Raw genomic sequence first — 17695 nt, forward strand, 5'->3', positions numbered from 1 at the left:
AATCGAAGTTCTTCCAAAGTAAATATCAACCTCTCTTCTTGATATTATTGATCTTCAAGAGATTCCAAAGGGAGGGTACAAGTTACGCAAGTGCTGTAACCATCTTCTTTAGCATCTTTGATCCGCAGGGAACCACCTATTACTTCTGCCCGATGCTTCATAATCGTTATTCCCATACCACCACTGCCATTCTTCGAATCTAATCCACTGCCGTCATCTTTTACGTGTAAATATAACTGTTGCTCATGTTCAATAAGAACAATTTTAATATTATTAGCCTTTCCATGATTAATGGCATTTTTAATTGCTTCTTGGGTAATATGGTAAAGATTGGTTGCTACTTTTCTGCTATTTATCTTGTGAAGGATTTCATCAGTCTGTAATCTACACTTGATATTATGCTGATTTTCAACCTGTCTTTTTAAATGGTTTAAAGCCTTTTCGACGCCTTCCTTTTCTACATCCAAGGGAATGATATCATGCGATAAATCCCGAACCTCTCGGAGACTCTCATCAATTATATTGATTATTTCATTGCAGATTTCTGATAAGTTTTCTTTTGAGAGCTCATCCCTGAGAATACAAACAGAAATTTTTGCAGAGGCCAACTGCTGAGCCAGATCATCATGAAGATAGGTCCCGATCTTCCAGCGTTCTATAAGACTCTTATTTGCCAGTGCTTTTTTATATTTTCTATTTTTCTCTTCTTGTATTTTTAGCTTTTCCTTTAGCTTTTTATTCTTCTCTTTTAGCTTATCAAGATCATTATATTCATTATTGCTCTCTTTTGATATAACCATAACTACTCCCTTTTTGATGCAATCATATTTAATACAACCATAATAGTACCCTTCTATTAGGTTAGAATAGCTAAGTAATGTAATAATTTATCTTACAATACCAATAAGGGGATTGAAATGTTTGATAAGCTTTAAGTTAAACCTGGCCATAGAACTTCAAAAAAAACATGTGATGATATTTTTAAGATAATAGAGAAATTATAGTCACTGTTCATTATATAAATCACCTCTAAACAGAATATGTTCCGGCAACTATATAAATATAAAACAGGGGCTACGCTTTAACGCAGCCCCTGAAATAAATCCATTTACAGTATATGATTATTCAATGGGTACTGATTTTCGCTTGCTTTTTTCAGCTTTTGGAACGGTCACTCTCAAAATCCCCTCTTTAAACACCGCTTTAACTTTATCTTCTAAAATTGAGGTTGGCAAAATTATTGATCGCTTAAAAGCCCCAAATGAACGCTCACTCCGTAAATAGCCGGGGCGTTCTTCTTTATGCTCTTGCTTTCGCTCTCCTTCAATAGATAACACATTATCCTGACAGCTGATATTTAGGTTCTTTTTGCTAAGTCCCGGCAATTCAACTTCAACGATATATTCTCCATCCGTTTCAAACATATCGGTAGTGGGAGTCCATGCTGTCATTCCTGTTTCAGTTTCATCAAGCCGCCAGCTATAGGGAATAAGCTCATTAAAAATACGATCCATTTCTCTACGCAGATTGCTTACCGGAACAGTCGTTGGCTGATATCTGGTTAATTGTTTCATAATAACTCTTTTCTTTAATATTGTTTTATTTGGGAATAAAAAGCCCAGTGAAATTGAATATAAAACATGCAAGATAATAGATGTGCAATAGGTTCTATAGTAGAGTTGTAAGCATAAAAGAAATCTTGTGATAGGTATAATCCCTACGCAACAACTGATCAAATTTAGCTATTTGGTGAACAATTAATTACCCCCTCCAACCACATTCTAACGAGTGCCAGAATGCTCATTTTCTACCCATTTAACAGCATGAACCATCAATTCAGTGGCATTCTCCAGGTTCAGTTTGGTCTTAATACGGGCACGATATGATTCTACCGTCTTAACGGAGAGATGAAGTTTTTCGGCGATATCTCGGGTGCTATTTCCTTTACCGGTTAATTCAAAAACCTCGAGTTCACGATCACTCAGTTTTTCAATGGGTGATTCCATCACTTCTTTTTGACCCCGCGCCATTCCCAATAATAACCGTTCACTCACTTCTTCGCTCACGTAGATACCTCCCTTTAACACTTTTCTAACAGCTTTAAGCAAAACTTCACTCGCTTCCAGCTTCATTACATATCCATTTGCACCAGCCCGGATAACCCGTTCGGCATAGAGCGATTCATCATGTCGGGAGACGACCAATATCTTCTGGTTATCTTTCTGTGATTTAATATGCTTTACTAATTCAAGTCCCCCCATACCCGGCAGCGAAACATCTACAATTATCAGATCGGGACTGAGTTCATCAAGCCGTTGTATAAGTTCTTCGCCACGGTCAAGCTGCGCGATTACCTCATAAGCCGGATCAGAATCAATGGTTAGTGCAAGTCCCTTGCGCATCAAAGGATGATCATCAACCAAAACAATACTTTTCTTAAATTTGCTTGACATAAGAGTTTACCTTTTTGTCACTTATTAAAAGGAATGGTGCAAAGGACTTTTGTTTCTTCTTCAGTTTCAAAAATTTCTATACGGCCCGATAAGATATTGGCTCGATATCCCATAATATTTATGCCCATTCCGGCTTTCTTTGTTTGTTTTTGAGACTCAGAAAACCCGATACCATCATCTCTTATCAAAAGTTTTAAAAAACCATTCTCAGTTTTTATCTCAATGTTGATGTTATTGGCTTTGCCATGCTTAACTGCGTTACTAATAGATTCTTGAGCTATTCTGTATAAATGCATGCCCTGCATATTATTATGTAATTTTATATCGTCCTTAAAATCTACTGAGCAGTTTATATTAAAAAGCTTTTCCACCTGACGGGCCAACTGATTTAATACGGTATCAAGCCCCTCTTCTACAAAGTTAACTTGCACTAATCCATGGGCCAACGCTTTTGCATACTCATCGGCTTCCTTTATCAGGTCGGATATTTCCTTCACTTCATCGGAACAGGGAAATCCATTGGACTTTAACTTCTGAGCTAAATTTTTACTGATCAGGTGAATACCTGTCAACATTTGTCCGAGCCCATCATGTAGATCATGGCCCAAGTTTCTACGTTCCTCCTCCGAAATACGTAATATTTCCCGCTCAAGACGGCGCCGATCACTAATATTATTTACTACCCCTGTAAATATCCGGTTTCCCTGCCACTCAATTTCACTTACCGACAGTTCCAGAGGAAATGTTGAACCATTTTTGTGCCGACCTATCAACTCTCTGCGGTATCCGATAACACGTTTCTCACTTGTTTCGGAATACCAATTCACGAAATCATCATTATCGTGGAACCTGGGAATGAGAATATTTACACTTTTGCCAGTTATTTCATCTTCGCTGTATCCAAACATTCGAGAAGCAGAATGATTAAAATTCAATATCTGACCTTCGATATCAGTAGTAAAAATTCCATCTACTGTTGTTTCCAAGATGGCCTGTGCCCGAGCTTTATTTTCTTCCAACTCCCTTTCCACTCGCTTCAATTCTCCAATATCATGTGCTGATGCAATTATTGCCTGCGGGTCCCCCCCTTCATCCATCAGTGGTTTAGCATGTACATCAATCCAGATAATATCTCCTCCCTTGGTAATGCTTTTCCACTGTCCCTTCACCTCTTGCCCCGTTCTCAATTGTCGGATATGTTGATCATAACGTTCAGTTGCTACAGAGGGATATATCTTCTGCAGCGACTTATTAATCATTTCTGCATTTGAATAGCCAAATATTTGCTCACACGCACTATTCCAATAGTCTACGATTCCATTCAGATCGGTACTAATCACACACTGATTTATCTCTTCGAGTATTTCCCCGGAATTGGGAACCTCTGTTTTTTGATCATGCTTCACTTTTTTCCTTTTTTTACTCTCTTTCTACTGATACTCTTAATCTAAGTAAGTCAAAAGTCACTATTCGGTCAAGAACAGGAAATAGATAAATTCTAACCTAAAATGGCCCCAGACTAAACCGAAAGTTAGTCAATTAAGTTATAAATCATTCACAAAAAGAAATAACATTCAACTTCCCCTACATGGTGTAGGTAAATGCCCTACATAATAATTGGATACTTCGGTTTATAATCCCCTACAGGACATTTCGCGCATTTTTTTCCGGTATACCACTACAAGGTGTTTTGTAGAAATATATGAGAATGTTCACGAGTTAGCCTATCTCAACTATATACCAATAATATTATGACAAGTGTTGGTTCTCTTTTAATAGATCAAAAAAATATACCGTGCATAGCCCTGACAGCTATAAAAAAGCAATACTACAAAAAAGGGAGATGAGTATTATCCCATCTCCCTCTCGGCGTATACTTCAAAGCATCTCTCTTACATTTTAAACAAATAATTCTTCCTAAGCCTCTAACATTATGGTTATCAACCTTTTATATGCTGTTATCAGCATATATATCACCCTATTGAGTCGTTAGATTCTGAAGCCATTTATTTACCCATTCCCCCTCCAAAACCTGCATGGAATTATTCAAGAGACTTTTTTTCATCATAACATCAACTAATAGATGATCTTCTTTCATCCAGCGCTCCATCACCTGTTTCCCCTTCTCAGGGTTTGCAACAACTACAATGGCCCAGCATTGAGCGACCTCTTCCTGCAAAACCTCATAATCCTTATTCCAATCCACATCTCCCACAAATGTAACCGTAACCCATTCCAACAGTTCTAATGCTTCCAGAATAGACTTCCGATCTTTAAGCAGTTCCGGAGAACAAACTGCAGCTATACACGCACGTTGTTCCAAAGGAGTCCCGTTCTTCCAATCGGCTATATAATCAACCAGTCGGTGAGACTTCTGACGTCCGATATATTGCAGTGCTTTGACTACTGCCTGCCGAATAGGTAGCCTTGGGTCATTTGCCCGTTCTCGCAGCTGAATAAGTAAACCTTTATCGTAGTATTTTGATAGATACTTTCCTAAACCCAAAATGCCACAATAGGTCAAAAAAGACTTTTCTGATCCCTCTGGTGCATCAGTGTAGTCTATACGAATAAAGCGCTTAAAATCCATCACCGTACCAACCCGAGCAAATTCTTCTGCAAGTTCAATATTAATTTCATTGCCTGATACAAAAGCATTCTTCATTAGAAATGAAGGCCATTTTCTGGGCGAAATATTGATTAACACTTTCTCATAGCTCTCTATCTTATCCACGGAACCCTCTTCTTATAGGTTTAAGACATATAAAATACAAAATACTGACCCCTCATGGTATAAGGGAAAACACTACAATCTGCGTACCCGCAGCCAATCATTTTATCGAGTAATTGGTTCTTATATTTTGGGGGAATTGCAATCTATTCTTACCTTCAAAAGGATATGAAAGTACTTTTACATCCTACGTTTGACGCTCTAAAGTATTAACAAAGAACAATTTTATTTTGAAGATTTCTGAAATCACAAAAACGGTGCCTATCGATGAAGTAGGTGTTGAAGAACGAGTAGCACGACTCAACTCCAGAAGTATCAAAAAGGAATCAAAGGTACAAGCCCTTAAGTTGGCGCTCAGCATGATCGATCTCACCACGCTCGAGGGTATGGATACGCCCGGAAAGGTTATACAGCTCTGTCAAAAGGCTAAAGAACCTCATGTGGCACTTCCAAACCTGCCAACTGTGGCTGCCATTTGCGTCTATCCCAATATGGTACCTGTAGCAAAAAAAGCACTGCGTGGCACTGATATCAATGTTGCAAGTGTAGCCACGGCTTTCCCCAGCGGAATGAGTACCCTCGACGCTAAACTCAAAGAAACGAAACAAGTTGTCGAAGACGGCGCCGATGAGGTGGATATGGTAATATCGCGCGGCGAATTTTTAAAAGGGAATTACAGCTATGTATATGATGAAATTGTAGCTGTTAAAGAAGCCTGCGGCGATGCCCACCTCAAGGTGATATTAGAGACCGGTGAACTGCAAACCTATGAAAACGTCCGCAAGGCCAGTGACTTAGCTATGCACGCGGGTGCAGACTTTATTAAAACATCAACCGGAAAGGTAAAACCTGCCGCTACCCAGCCGGTTACATTAGTGATGCTGGAGGCTATACGCGATTACTTTTATGAAACCGGACGAATGGTGGGCATGAAGCCGGCAGGCGGCATACGCAAAGCTAAACAAGCCATTCAGTATTTGGTACTTGTTAAAGAAACGTTGGGCACCGACTGGCTGTCCCCCGAATATTTTCGCTTTGGTGCCAGCTCGCTGACCAATGATCTGCTAATGCAAATTGTAAAACAGCAAACAGGTGTTTACCAAGGCGCTGATTACTTTTCAAATGATTAATTAAGATTGTCATCTCGAGGCTTTATTGTATTGCTGAAAGTCGAAATGACCAATTAACCTTTTATAGATTTTATCGCCATGTCTGAAGATTCAAAAAAAGCTGAAACCGTTGAAGAAAAACCGTATAAACCCTCATCACCAAGTTCAAAGCTGGATTTTGACGGTTTTTGGGAATATGATGATGCTCCTCAAAATGCCGATCATGTGGAATATGAGGATCAGTACGATCTATTTATTGGTGGGGAGTTTATTGCTCCTGAAAAGGGTCGTTATTTTGATTCCCTAAATCCCGCAACGGAAAAAAAACTCACTTCTTTTGCAGAGGCCACTCAGCAGGATATCGACAAAGCAGTTAAAGCAGCGCGAAAAGCTTTCGATAAAAGCTGGTCAACCCTGGAGGCTAAAGAACGCGGTAAATACATATTTCGAATAGCACGCCTTATACAGGAACGAGCTCGTGAATTTTCCGTGCTCGAAAGTATGGACGGTGGTAAGCCGATTCGGGAGTCCCGTGATGTGGATGTACCTCTGGCGGCAGCGCATTTCTTTTATTACGCAGGATGGGCCGACAAACTTGATTATGCTTTTCCCGGCAAGAAAGCCGAACCACTCGGCGTAGCGGGACAGATTATCCCCTGGAATTTCCCTTTGCTGATGCTGGCCTGGAAAGTTGCTCCTGCCCTGGCGACCGGAAATACGGTTGTCCTTAAGCCGGCAGAAACAACATCGCTGACTGCCCTGAAATTCGCCGAGCTATGTAAGGATGCCGGCCTGCCCGATGGTGTAGTTAATATTGTAACAGGTGCGGGACAAACAGGTTCTGCAATTGTCAATCACGACGATATCGACAAAATTGCTTTTACCGGATCTACCGAGGTTGGAAAAATTATTAAAAAATCGCTGGCCGGAACAGACAAACGCTATACGCTTGAGCTTGGCGGCAAGGGGCCGAACATCATTTTTGAGGATGCTCCCCTGGATCAAGCCGTTGAAGGCGTCATAAACGCCATTTTCTTTAATCAGGGTCATGTGTGCTGTGCCGGTTCGCGCCTTTTTGTGCAAGAAGGTGTTGCTGATACGGTTATCCAAAAACTGCGAGATCGCATGGAAACGCTAATCGTTGGTGATCCGCTGGATAAAAATACGGATATAGGGGCTATTAATTCGGAGCAGCAGTACAACAAAATTAATGAATATCTTGAAGTTGGCGTTAATGAAGGAGCCAATATGTATCAAAGCTCCTGCCAAATTCCTGAAACAGGCTATTTCTGCCGCCCTACGATCTTTACCAATGTTGGACAGTCCAATCGCATTGTGCAGGAAGAAATTTTTGGTCCGGTGTTAACAGTTCAAACATTCCGAACGGCTGAGGAAGGAATCGAAAAGGCCAATAACACCCCTTACGGCCTGGCCGGTGGTGTATGGACCGATAAAGGATCCAAGATATTTAAAACAGGCAGTAAGATTCGTAATGGTGTGGTTTGGTCGAATACCTATAACAAATTTGATCCCACCTCACCGTTCGGCGGTTACAAAGAAAGCGGTGAAGGTCGTGAAGGTGGACTACATGGGTTGTATCCATATGTGAAACTACAATAAACAAACAGATTTTCTCGCATTACGCTCGAAATGACAACGATTTTAAAATAGAATACTATGTCAGATAGAATTGAAGTTTTGAAAACCTATAAAACATATGTCGGTGGCAATTTTCCACGGACAGAATCCGGACGCTATTACAAGGTGTACGACGCCAATGAAAATATTTTAGCCAATGCCTGTCAATGTTCTCGTAAAGATGTAAGAGATGCTGTTGTTGAAGCTCGGGAGGCCCAGCCAGACTGGAACAACCGGAGTGCATATAACCGCGGACAAATTTTATATCGCATTGCCGAAATGCTTGAAACACGCAAAGCCCAATTTATCGAAGAGCTCGAAACGATCGGTTATAAAACAAAAAAAGCAAAGGCTGAAGTTGAAGCCTCTATCGATCGTCTTATCTACTATGCCGGCTGGTCGGATAAATACCAGCAGGTTTTTGGAACGATAAACCCTGTTGCAAGCTCTCATTTTAACTTTTCTATGCCCGAACCGATGGGCGTAGTTAATATATGGGCGCCTGAAGACCGACCCCTGCTGGGGCTTGTATCTGTGATGGCCCCTGTTATCGTAGGCGGCAATACCTGCATCATTCTGGCATCCGAAAAATATCCGTTAAGTGCTATCAGTTTTGCGGAAGTACTCAACTCTTCTGATGTTCCTGATGGAGTGGTCAATATTTTGACTGGGTTCAGAGATGAACTTTTAGAACACATGACTACACACAAAGATGTAAATGCTTTCTTTTATACCGATCCGGACATTGATCAGGAGCAGAGGAAACAAATTGATGAGAATGCTACTTTAAACCTTAAGCGGGTACGACGTAAACCTGTTGAGGATTGGTTGTCAGAAAAAGCGCAATCCCCCTATTACATCACTGACTTTCAAGAAACAAAAACAACCTGGCATCCGGTTGGACTTTAATCTTATGAACAATTCTTTTCGCTACATTTTACTCACTATTATTGGGTTGCTGGTGGTAGGAATCATCGGTTGTAAAACAACCAAGCAAACATCTTCGGAACAAGAAGATCCTACAACTACTGACCGTAATGAGCCGTTATCTGAATTTATAAGGCTACTTGATCAAACCCGGAGTAGCTTGAGCGATGTATATCTTACCCAAAAACAGGATATCCCCGATATTTATCTGAAAGCTGATTCAGCGGGAGAGCAGATCAATAGAAATCCGTATGATGGGTTCCGCGTGCAGATTCTCTCCACCCGTAATGTTGAACGGGCTGATTCAGTTGCCAATTCATTCCGAATGTGGGCCGATTCCACCATAAAGGGTTATAAAGCAGATGCATATGTGTCATTCCGACAACCCCAATTCAAAGTACATGTAGGCGACTTCCAAATCAGAGAACAAGCCAATAAGTTTTCCCGCCTAATTAAAAAGCGCTATCCGGATGCATGGGTTGTTCATGATCGAATAGAACCTTCGGATGTTCCTGCCGATACCGCAAGTTTTGAGATCAAAAAGCCTGAACCTTTGAAGAAAGATACGCTTAGCAACGGAACAGACCAATGATCCTTTTAGATTTCTCGATTAAAATCAGGGCCCAGTGGAACAACAAGTTGCTCAGCATCCTCAACCCATTCTGATTTCTCTGCCTCTTTCCCCTGTTCATTTAATATAGAAAGCAATTCAATTCTTGCCTTCAGATGATAAGGATCTTTTGACAACGCAGTTTTAAATCTTTCTTCGGCCTCGTCAACATTACCCATTCCTTTCGCCAATATTGCCTTTGTAAAGTGCAATGAGGCCTGTTCTGCAGGTAACGTTGTTTCAATGGAATTGAGAATCTCCTTCGCATCCTCCATCCTATCTAATTCAACCAAAAGCTGTGCTTTCAGCAACTGATCTTCAACTTCAACACTATTTATTTCTACTTCATCCAATATTCCTTCGGCCTGATTTTCAGCTCCATTAAGAATAGAAATTTGAGCCCTTCTCAGTTTATAATCATCCCTTTCATTATCTGCTGAAGCCAAAATACGCTGCCCTTCTGCAATCACAGACACCGCTTTATCCAGCTGTTTAGCAATAATTAAGGCATCACTATATCTCAGGCGATACTCAAAATTTTGCGGGTTCTGATCCACCAGCGACTCATAGAAATCAACAGCCTCAGCAGAATAGCCAATATTGCTTCGCATTGCATAGTAATCAGCTTCGGCTTCTTCTACACGATCACGCAGATAGGTTGAAATCGTTGGCCCATCCTCAGCATATTGCTTTGCAACCCCCAGCGCCTTACCAATGTGTCCATACTGACGAAAGCGATTCCGCTGAATACGATTTAATTGAGCTTGTTCTGCCAAATCACCTTCCAACCTTTCCGCTTTATCAAATAATATAGCCTGCCGATCAATTGACTTATTATAAGATAATTCTCCGTTTAAGCTTTTGTGATGTAAAACTTCGGCTTCCGTTACATAAACGGGTGCATAGTTGGGATTGAGTTTTTTGGCTTTAGAAACTCGTTGATCAGCTTCTTCATAGTTCTTTTCATTAGCCTCAACTTCAGCATATTCCAAAATTACAGGTATATAATCAGAACTGTACGAAAGCGCAGTATCGAGATGAGCCTTGGCGGTAGCAACATCTGACGAATTTTTTGCCAGAGCCAAATGGGTTTGCGCCCAGTTATCATCGAAGACCTTCTCATCACCCGACAGATACGCTTTCTGTTTACTCAACAGAGAATCTAAAAACGCATACAAATGAGGATCTTTAGATCGGATATATTCACGGGTATTCATCGATTTGTGATTTAAGGGATGTACCTTCTCCTCGGATAGAAATCCCGCATATCCCTGCGCAAAATATTCGCTCTCATTGTTTGCCGCATAATAGTCGAGCGTATGATTATTTTTCATCGCATCGTGATACAAGGAACGAATGCGTCGGTCTTCGTGATCCGTTAGAATTCGTCCGTGATACAAATGGGCATACTCATGCGCCAGCACATTGCGCTCCAGATGGGCACCCCGCTCGAGATACTCAATACCTGTAGCTCCACTTCCAACACCGCGAATATCCATCCACTGGCGATTATCAAAGGTTGTACCATATCGGAAGTAGTTATTATCCATAGCCTCGGCCAAATCTATATGTAATGGTGGAATCGCAAAATCGGACCCAAACTTATTAATCATGGGCAGATAAGCTTTACTCGGTCCAATTTGCTGGGCAATCATTTTTGTTACCCGATCACCGGGGTAGTATTGCGCATCCGGAAACACATCATAAAAAACAGATCCTGAGGTCGGGACCGGCGTTTGAGCTATGGAATCCTCTAACGATTCAAATTCGTCCAGTTGTTCAAATTGTCGCTGTTTAATTACAGCCGCCAAACCATTATGAGCCGGACCATAATTTTGTTTTTCTTCTAAAACCGTTTCAAATATAGCTTGAGCGGAATCCAAGCGAGCATCACGGTCCATATCATAAGCCATATAATAAATTGATCCGCGTGCCATAGCCGGCAAAATGGATGCAGGATATTCGTTTCCAACAGAACGAGTTTCTTCTATTGCTTCTTCTATCTGATCTTCGGCGATAAGATCTTCACTTTTCTCCAATAAACTTTGAACGGTACTGTCGGTAGGATGGGCATAATCGGCATAGGTGAGATTCGTATGTCCATTGCCAAAATGCCAGTGCGTAAGGTAATGCAGCGGATTGACTTCCAAAGCCAAATTACATTGTGCAGCCATATCATCGAGTTGGGTCGCATCAACCCTGCGCCAAATCGCGTATCCATAGCTAAAGCGAGCATCGGCATCAAAAGGAGCAATAGATAATGCCTTCTGCAGGGGTGCTTCTGCCTGCTCAGGATTTTGAGACCAGAAATGTGCCTCTGATTCAAGCCAATATCCACCGGCAAAATTGGAATCCCATCGCTGTATCTTTTGCGCCCGTTCCAACACTTGGTCATAATTGCGATTCAGCAGTGCAATCCTTCCAAGGATTAATTCGGCTTTGGGATCCTCAGTATCAGAATCCAACAAATCTTCAGCTTTTTGTTCTGCTTGATCCAGCCGCCATGCCTGAATATCAAGTCTGGCCTGCAATAACATTGCCTCCCTATTGTCCGGTTGGTCTTGTAGAACGGATGATACAAGCTGCTCGGCCTTAGCATACTGGTGCTTCTTGATCAGCAGTCGAGCTTCCGCAAGCTGTAACGGAACTTTGGGCTGATCTATTTCAGAGAGGTATGTATCAGCTTCATCCCATAGGCCAAGCGATATTAGCTTTTCAATGTTTTGAGAAGTAACCTCTTGCTTTACCTGCTCCAACGCCTTATCTCGCTGCTGACCCAATAACTCACGGGCGGCATCTACATTATCGGCATATGGTTTGGGCTTGTCAGCACATCCAATAACAAATGTGATTATTATCACATAAAGTAACAGCTTCTGAAAATATTGCAGTACCATTTTTGATGTCTTTCATTCAAATATTAATAGAACAATATTAAAATAAAGACACCATCAGAAAGCAAATAATGTGCTGTAAAAGGGCGTAAATGATTAGGATATTATTTAAACATTAAAACGGAAAAGCATTACATCTCCATCCTGGACGATATAGTCTTTTCCCTCCTGACGCATTTCTCCGGCATTTTTAACAGCCTTTTCAGATCCCAGCTCTTTATATTTATCATAGCTTACCGTTTCGGCACGAATAAATCCGCGCTCAAAATCACTGTGGATTACGCCCGCTGCTTCCGGAGCTTTAGCTCCTTTGCGAACGGTCCAGGCTCGCGTCTCTTTCGGTCCTGTCGTGAAGTATGTAATCAGCCCCAACTCTTTGTAAGCGGCTCGAATTAAACGCTCCAGCCCAGCACTTTCTACCCCAAGTTCCTCAAGAAACATTGCGCGTTCCTCTTCATCGAGCTCGGCAATTTCTTCCTCAATTTTTGCACAAAAAGTAACAACCTCATCATCAAAACGGGAAGCAATTTCTTTAACCTCTTCCACCCATTCGTTGCCATCATCAAGGTCTTCTTCAGAAACGTTACAAGCGTAAAGTACCGGCTTGTCAGAAAGCAAAAATAACTCTTGGTAAGCTTTGCGCTCTTCTTCATCAGCGTCGAATGCACGAGCGGCATTCCCCAGTTCAAGATGCTCCTTTAACCGTTCGACAATTTCCAGCTTTTGAAGAGTTTCTTTTTCACCGCTCTTTGCCTCTTTCTTCAGTTTCTCATATCGCTTTTCAACCGTTTCAAGATCCTTCAGGATGAGTTCATCCTCGATAATGTGAATATCGCGTTTAGGGTTTACATCCCCCTCTACATGGACAACATTCTCATCATCAAAACAGCGAACCACATGCACAATAAGATCAACTTCTCGAATGTGCGATAGAAAAGCATTTCCCTTACCCTTGCCTTCCGATGCCCCTTTTACCAATCCGGCGATATCTACAAATTCAACGCTGGTTGGTATTTTTTCTTCTGATCCCACTATATCATACAGCGTATCCAGTCGTTCATCCGGTACGGGAACGACTCCAATATTGGGATCAATAGTACAAAACGGAAAATTTGCAGCATCGGCACCGGCATCACTTAACGCATTAAACAAAGTGGACTTTCCTACATTTGGAAGTCCTACAATTCCACATCGTAAACTCATGTATTACAATAAATTAAAAATGTTAATCAATTAGTTAGTAATTGCTTAGTCGATAGCAGTTTGTTGTATGAATTCTTCTTCGGGCAGCTTTACCGCGGTAAGTTGTCCATATCCCATTCTATCAAAAACACAGCCGGTATCTATTCCAATCATATTCTCTTTCTGGATTGGTTTGGAGCTGGGGGTATGTCCAAATACCACCGTTTTTTCCCATGGAGTTTCAAAAGCATTTAGATGGGAGCGCTCCCACAAAAATTCCTGAACTTCATTTTCATCTTCTATACTCGCTGCAATTGTCTTTGCAGGCGACAATCCGGCATGGACAAAAAAGTAGTCTTCCGTATCGTAGTACAGACGCGTATTTTCGTAGAATTCTTTGTGGCTGTCAGGTAATTTAACCTCTTCCCCTTCAGACCCATACGATGCTATGGTTGTCCTGCCTCCATTCATTAACCACATTTCTTTTTTATGGTTGTGAAAAGCATCCAATAACATCTGCTCATGATTGCCCCGCAAGAAAACACAATCAACCTTTTCTTTAAAATCCAATAGGTAATCTACGACTTGTTTAGATCCGGGTCCCCGATCGATATAATCCCCAACAAAAATAAATTTTCGATCGTAATAGGGCTTTATTTTTTCCAGGAGTGCTTTCATAGACTGGAAACAGCCGTGGATATCACCAATCGCTATATATTTCTGCTCACTCAAGATAATAGATCCTATGATTTAAAAGAGGATTCAATAAGTCCACGTCCCTTTTTATTTATCCGGTCATCATTATTGAGTTGTTCACGAGCAGAATCTAAAATGCCGTTGATAAAGTTTCCTGACTTCTTCGTTGAGTACTTTTTAGCGATCTCAATAGCCTCGTTAATAGATACCTTAGTGGGAATCTGCTCGTAATATAGAAATTCAGCAATAGCTATACGCAGCAACAATCGATCGATTGCATTGAGCCGGCCCAATCGCCAATTATTCAAATGCGCTTGGATAATATCATCTATCTCATCTTGGTTATTAACAATTTTTAGAAACAGTCGCTCGGCAAATTTAAAAATATCGGAATCATTCGATAGCTTCGGCTTTATCACCGAGTTAATGATATCCTCCCACTTTCCTTTGCCAATTTCATTGGCGTAAAGGGCCTGTAAAACTACTTCTCGTCCTTCTCTGCGTTGTGCCATTTCTTGCTGTCACCGTTTTATCCGTCAAAATGAAAAAGCCTGTCATACCCTATTGGGCAACAGGCTTTAGCTGTATGTGGGTGCTACTGGATTCGAACCAGTGACCTCTACCGTGTCGGGGTAGCGCTCTAAACCAACTGAGCTAAGCACCCAAAATTAATGGGCATTACATCAATTCAAGAGCGCTAAATATACGCATCTTTTACCTTTCATGACAACCCTTATTTATTGATAAAATGCACTGCTTTCTTTGCATCAGAATACATTCGAATTAAAACTAATTCAAAATATCACTATCAAGTATACAAGCCTGAAAAAGAAGTTGGTCATAATTAATCTCACTGAATTCGAGGCAATGGTAAATGATTCAAACTCTTAGATAAAAAAATGTATGTTACATAGTTACAATCAATCTTCTGCTTAACATAGATACATTTATATGACTGTAAAGAATGAATTAGGCCTTTTAACAACTGTAATTGTGTTGATCTTTTTTACTTCTGCTTGCCACATGGGCGATTCTTCACATATGAGTCAATCCCACCAGCAACAAATGCAATCTACCTTTGACTCATTACAGGAATCCCATAAAACAATGCTAAAAACATATAAACAGGATTCCGCCTCCCTGCCGAATGAGATGGATACGCTCTATTCTCAAATGAGAAGAATGCACCGGGAGATGGAGAAAAATCATCGTCACATGATGAACATTCAAAAACAGCAGTCTATGCATCAAGATGATGAAAGAGGAATGATGGGGAGCAAAATGCGGATGCAGATACAAAATAAAATGAGCGGTGAATGGTACAATCAGATGATGGGAATGCATCAGCAGATTGGTCTTATGCATCAAGATATGGGACACAGCGACCTGGCCGAAAAACACAAACAGTTAGCAGAACGGTTCAAAGAAATTTCCGGAATGGTTCCTGAATCTGATGGAGAAAATAATCAACCAAAAAACGAAGAAGCCGATCCCAACTTATTAAATGGAGCTAATTTATATACCACAAATTGTGCCTCATGTCACGGCCAAGATGCTCAAGGCATAGGCAATACCTTTCCTCCCCTTGTGAATACAAAATGGGTGACCGGTAAAAAATCGATCCCTGTGCGAATTATCAGAGATGGCTTGCAAGGTTCCATTGAAGTTAATAGAAAAAGATATGAGGGACATATGCCTGCTTTTAAAGCACGTTTGAGTATTGCCGAAATAGCAGCTATTGTAAATTATCTGAGAGAAAAAAGTGAAGGCGACAACGCTAAAATTACACAGGATGATGTTATTGAAATTGCTAATACCTACAGCAATCGCAATACACCATGGCAGCCCAAAGAACTATTAGGTGAATAGCTGAAAATTTATTTCATTTAAATGGTTCAAAAAGGAAAGCCGCACCTTTCACAGTGCGACTCTCGTTAGGGATTCACAATAGTTGGTTAGACTATTGTGCTTTAGGTTATAAGATAAAAAAAACACTTTGGGTTTAATTTTCTTCACTTTGTTGGATGGTGGATTTATTCCATCCACCGCCCAGAGCACGATAGAGATCTACCCCGGCTGTTAATTGCTGAAGCTTGTTGTTGATGTCGGATAACTGAGCCGACAGATAGTTCTGTTGGGCCGTCAACACTTCGGTGTAATTTGCTTCTCCGTATTGCAATAGCTCCCGAGAATATTCTACAGCATTTTGTAGTGCTTCAAGTTGTTTACGACTCAACTCTCTCTTCTCTTCCGCGTTATTAAACGAGCTTAACGCATTTGATACTTCGCTGCTGGCATTTATGATTGTGCTGCGAAGTTCCAGTTTTGCCTGTTCTTGTCGTGCCTTACTTCGTTTTAGTTGGGCTTTATTCTGTCCCCTGTTAAAAATTGGCTGCGTAACACCCGCAATCAAATTGTAAAACACCGAACCCGGTTGAAAAAGGTCATCCGTTTGCAGACTCTGGTATCCACCTTCGGCCGTGAGTCGAAACGAAGGATAAAATTGTGCACGTGCATTATTTGTCAGTTCAAAAGCAGAACGAAACGAATGCTCGGCAGCAATAATATCGGGACGGTTTCTCAGTAATTGCGCCGGTACTCCAGTTGCAAGTGAATCTATTGGTGACTGCTCTTCCAAGCTGCTTCGATCAATACTCCCGGGTGACCGACCAAGCAAAATACTAAGGCCGTGTTCTTGTTCAGTAATCTGTTGACGCAATTCCGGGATGGTCACTTCGGCCGCATACCGATTGGCAATACTCTGCTGTAGTGATACTCCTGTTACCAATCCACTTTCTTTCAAACTTCTAATAGCTTCCACATCCTGCCGGCGATTTTGGACCGTTTCTTTGGTAATTTCAAGTTGTTTATCAAGAGCCAGCAATCGGTAATAGGAATTTGCCACTTGGGCAATCAATCTCGTTTGTACGGCCCTACGAGTCGCTTCTGCCTGCAATAAGGCTGCAAAACTTGCCTGTTTGGCACTTGTCAATTTTCCCCAAACGTCAAGCTCCCAGCTTGAACTCATCGATACCGAATAGCGCTCACTGGCTGGAATAGATCCGCCACCAATACCACCCAAGCTGCTGGCATTATCGGATTGCTCATTATAAGAGGCATCTGCTCCCAGTGACAACGAAGGCAACATGCTCATCCGGCCTTGAAAAAAGTCGGCCTCTGCAACACGAATTTGCTGAATTGCACTCTGAAGTTGCAGGTTATTTTCCAGTGCTTCTTCTATGAGGTTATGCAGTTCAGGGTCTTTAAAAACTTCCTTCCACGGCATATCAGCCAGCGTAGTACTATCCATTTCTACCTGTTCAAAGGGATACAGTTCTTCGGTTTGCATTTCGGGCTGCTCATACGATTTTGTGGCTATACACGACGACAGCGAAACCGTAATTGCCAGCGCAGCTATCACTATTGAATAATGACGAAAAAACATAGATTCAGTT

The 17695-nt window shown here is 41.3% G+C and carries 15 protein-coding genes and 1 tRNA gene; 5 read left to right on the forward strand and 11 right to left on the reverse strand.

Annotation, left to right across the window (positions count from 1 at the left end; all coding sequences use genetic code 11):
* Window positions 1-44: 44 nt before the first annotated feature.
* The 5 genes from CK503_RS00425 to CK503_RS00445 all read right to left on the reverse strand — a co-directional run bounded on the left by CK503_RS00425 (window position 45) and on the right by CK503_RS00445 (window position 5187).
* A complete protein-coding gene (locus CK503_RS00425; protein ID WP_095604812.1) occupies window positions 45-800 on the reverse strand; it encodes a sensor histidine kinase in 756 nt (251 codons plus the stop codon).
* 321 nt (window positions 801-1121) lie between these two features.
* Window positions 1122-1574 (reverse strand): Hsp20/alpha crystallin family protein, encoded by a 453-nt coding sequence (locus tag CK503_RS00430; RefSeq protein ID WP_095604813.1) that lies wholly within the window; start codon window positions 1572-1574, stop codon window positions 1122-1124.
* Window positions 1575-1781: 207 nt separating this feature from the next.
* A complete protein-coding gene (locus tag CK503_RS00435; protein WP_095604814.1) occupies window positions 1782-2453 on the reverse strand; it encodes a response regulator in 672 nt (223 codons plus the stop codon).
* Window positions 2454-2470: 17 nt separating this feature from the next.
* Window positions 2471-3859: a PAS domain-containing sensor histidine kinase gene (locus CK503_RS00440; protein ID WP_095604815.1), complete on the reverse strand. Its 1389-nt coding sequence runs from the start codon at window positions 3857-3859 to the stop codon at window positions 2471-2473.
* A 572-nt stretch (window positions 3860-4431) separates the two neighbouring features.
* Window positions 4432-5187, reverse strand: a complete 756-nt coding sequence (locus CK503_RS00445; RefSeq protein ID WP_141239840.1) for a hypothetical protein — start codon at window positions 5185-5187, stop codon at window positions 4432-4434.
* Between the two features lie 227 nt (window positions 5188-5414).
* On the opposite strand from CK503_RS00445, the gene deoC reads away from it, so the two are divergent.
* From deoC to CK503_RS00465, 4 genes are all read left to right on the forward strand, one after another.
* A complete protein-coding gene (deoC, locus tag CK503_RS00450; protein ID WP_176466168.1) occupies window positions 5415-6314 on the forward strand; it encodes a deoxyribose-phosphate aldolase in 900 nt (299 codons plus the stop codon).
* Between the two features lie 78 nt (window positions 6315-6392).
* On the forward strand, window positions 6393-7913 hold the full coding sequence (locus CK503_RS00455; protein WP_095604818.1) for an aldehyde dehydrogenase family protein: 1521 nt from the start codon (window positions 6393-6395) through the stop codon (window positions 7911-7913).
* A 57-nt stretch (window positions 7914-7970) separates the two neighbouring features.
* A complete protein-coding gene (locus CK503_RS00460) occupies window positions 7971-8840 on the forward strand; it encodes an aldehyde dehydrogenase family protein (protein WP_095604819.1) in 870 nt (289 codons plus the stop codon).
* 4 nt (window positions 8841-8844) lie between these two features.
* Window positions 8845-9450: an SPOR domain-containing protein gene (locus CK503_RS00465; protein ID WP_095604820.1), complete on the forward strand. Its 606-nt coding sequence runs from the start codon at window positions 8845-8847 to the stop codon at window positions 9448-9450.
* Between the two features lie 5 nt (window positions 9451-9455).
* Here CK503_RS00465 and CK503_RS00470 read toward each other — a convergent pair whose 3' ends face one another.
* The 5 genes from CK503_RS00470 to CK503_RS00490 all read right to left on the reverse strand — a co-directional run bounded on the left by CK503_RS00470 (window position 9456) and on the right by CK503_RS00490 (window position 14904).
* Window positions 9456-12329, reverse strand: a complete 2874-nt coding sequence (locus CK503_RS00470; protein WP_217988280.1) for a tetratricopeptide repeat protein — start codon at window positions 12327-12329, stop codon at window positions 9456-9458.
* A 141-nt stretch (window positions 12330-12470) separates the two neighbouring features.
* Complete coding sequence (gene ychF / locus CK503_RS00475; RefSeq protein ID WP_095604822.1) at window positions 12471-13565, reverse strand: redox-regulated ATPase YchF; 1095 nt, start codon at window positions 13563-13565, stop codon at window positions 12471-12473.
* A 45-nt stretch (window positions 13566-13610) separates the two neighbouring features.
* Complete coding sequence (locus tag CK503_RS00480) at window positions 13611-14276, reverse strand: metallophosphoesterase family protein (protein ID WP_217988281.1); 666 nt, start codon at window positions 14274-14276, stop codon at window positions 13611-13613.
* An 11-nt stretch (window positions 14277-14287) separates the two neighbouring features.
* Entirely contained in the window at window positions 14288-14752 is a 465-nt protein-coding gene (gene nusB, locus CK503_RS00485) for a transcription antitermination factor NusB (protein WP_095604824.1), read from the reverse strand.
* A 77-nt stretch (window positions 14753-14829) separates the two neighbouring features.
* Window positions 14830-14904 (reverse strand) — tRNA-Val (locus tag CK503_RS00490).
* 287 nt (window positions 14905-15191) lie between these two features.
* Here CK503_RS00490 and CK503_RS00495 point away from each other — a divergent pair.
* Entirely contained in the window at window positions 15192-16109 is a 918-nt protein-coding gene (locus CK503_RS00495) for a c-type cytochrome (protein ID WP_095604825.1), read from the forward strand.
* A 133-nt stretch (window positions 16110-16242) separates the two neighbouring features.
* Here CK503_RS00495 and CK503_RS00500 read toward each other — a convergent pair whose 3' ends face one another.
* On the reverse strand, window positions 16243-17685 hold the full coding sequence (locus CK503_RS00500; protein ID WP_141239841.1) for an efflux transporter outer membrane subunit: 1443 nt from the start codon (window positions 17683-17685) through the stop codon (window positions 16243-16245).
* Window positions 17686-17695 lie beyond the last annotated feature (10 nt).

Source organism: Fodinibius salipaludis (assembly GCF_002287075.1).
GTDB classification, from domain to species: domain Bacteria; phylum Bacteroidota; class Rhodothermia; order Balneolales; family Balneolaceae; genus Fodinibius; species Fodinibius salipaludis.

What these genes read in the sequence shown, in the direction of transcription:
- CK503_RS00425 (WP_095604812.1), bottom strand. Translation starts at nt 800, where the DNA reads ATGGTTATATCAAAAGAGAGCAATAATGAATATAATGATCTTGATAAG.
- CK503_RS00430 (WP_095604813.1), bottom strand. Translation starts at nt 1,574, where the DNA reads ATGAAACAATTAACCAGATATCAGCCAACGACTGTTCCGGTAAGCAAT.
- CK503_RS00435 (WP_095604814.1), bottom strand. Translation starts at nt 2,453, where the DNA reads ATGTCAAGCAAATTTAAGAAAAGTATTGTTTTGGTTGATGATCATCCT.
- CK503_RS00455 (WP_095604818.1), top strand. Translation starts at nt 6,393, where the DNA reads ATGTCTGAAGATTCAAAAAAAGCTGAAACCGTTGAAGAAAAACCGTAT.
- CK503_RS00460 (WP_095604819.1), top strand. Translation starts at nt 7,971, where the DNA reads ATGTCAGATAGAATTGAAGTTTTGAAAACCTATAAAACATATGTCGGT.
- CK503_RS00465 (WP_095604820.1), top strand. Translation starts at nt 8,845, where the DNA reads ATGAACAATTCTTTTCGCTACATTTTACTCACTATTATTGGGTTGCTG.
- ychF (WP_095604822.1), bottom strand. Translation starts at nt 13,565, where the DNA reads ATGAGTTTACGATGTGGAATTGTAGGACTTCCAAATGTAGGAAAGTCC.
- nusB (WP_095604824.1), bottom strand. Translation starts at nt 14,752, where the DNA reads ATGGCACAACGCAGAGAAGGACGAGAAGTAGTTTTACAGGCCCTTTAC.
- CK503_RS00495 (WP_095604825.1), top strand. Translation starts at nt 15,192, where the DNA reads ATGACTGTAAAGAATGAATTAGGCCTTTTAACAACTGTAATTGTGTTG.
- CK503_RS00500 (WP_141239841.1), bottom strand. Translation starts at nt 17,685, where the DNA reads ATGTTTTTTCGTCATTATTCAATAGTGATAGCTGCGCTGGCAATTACG.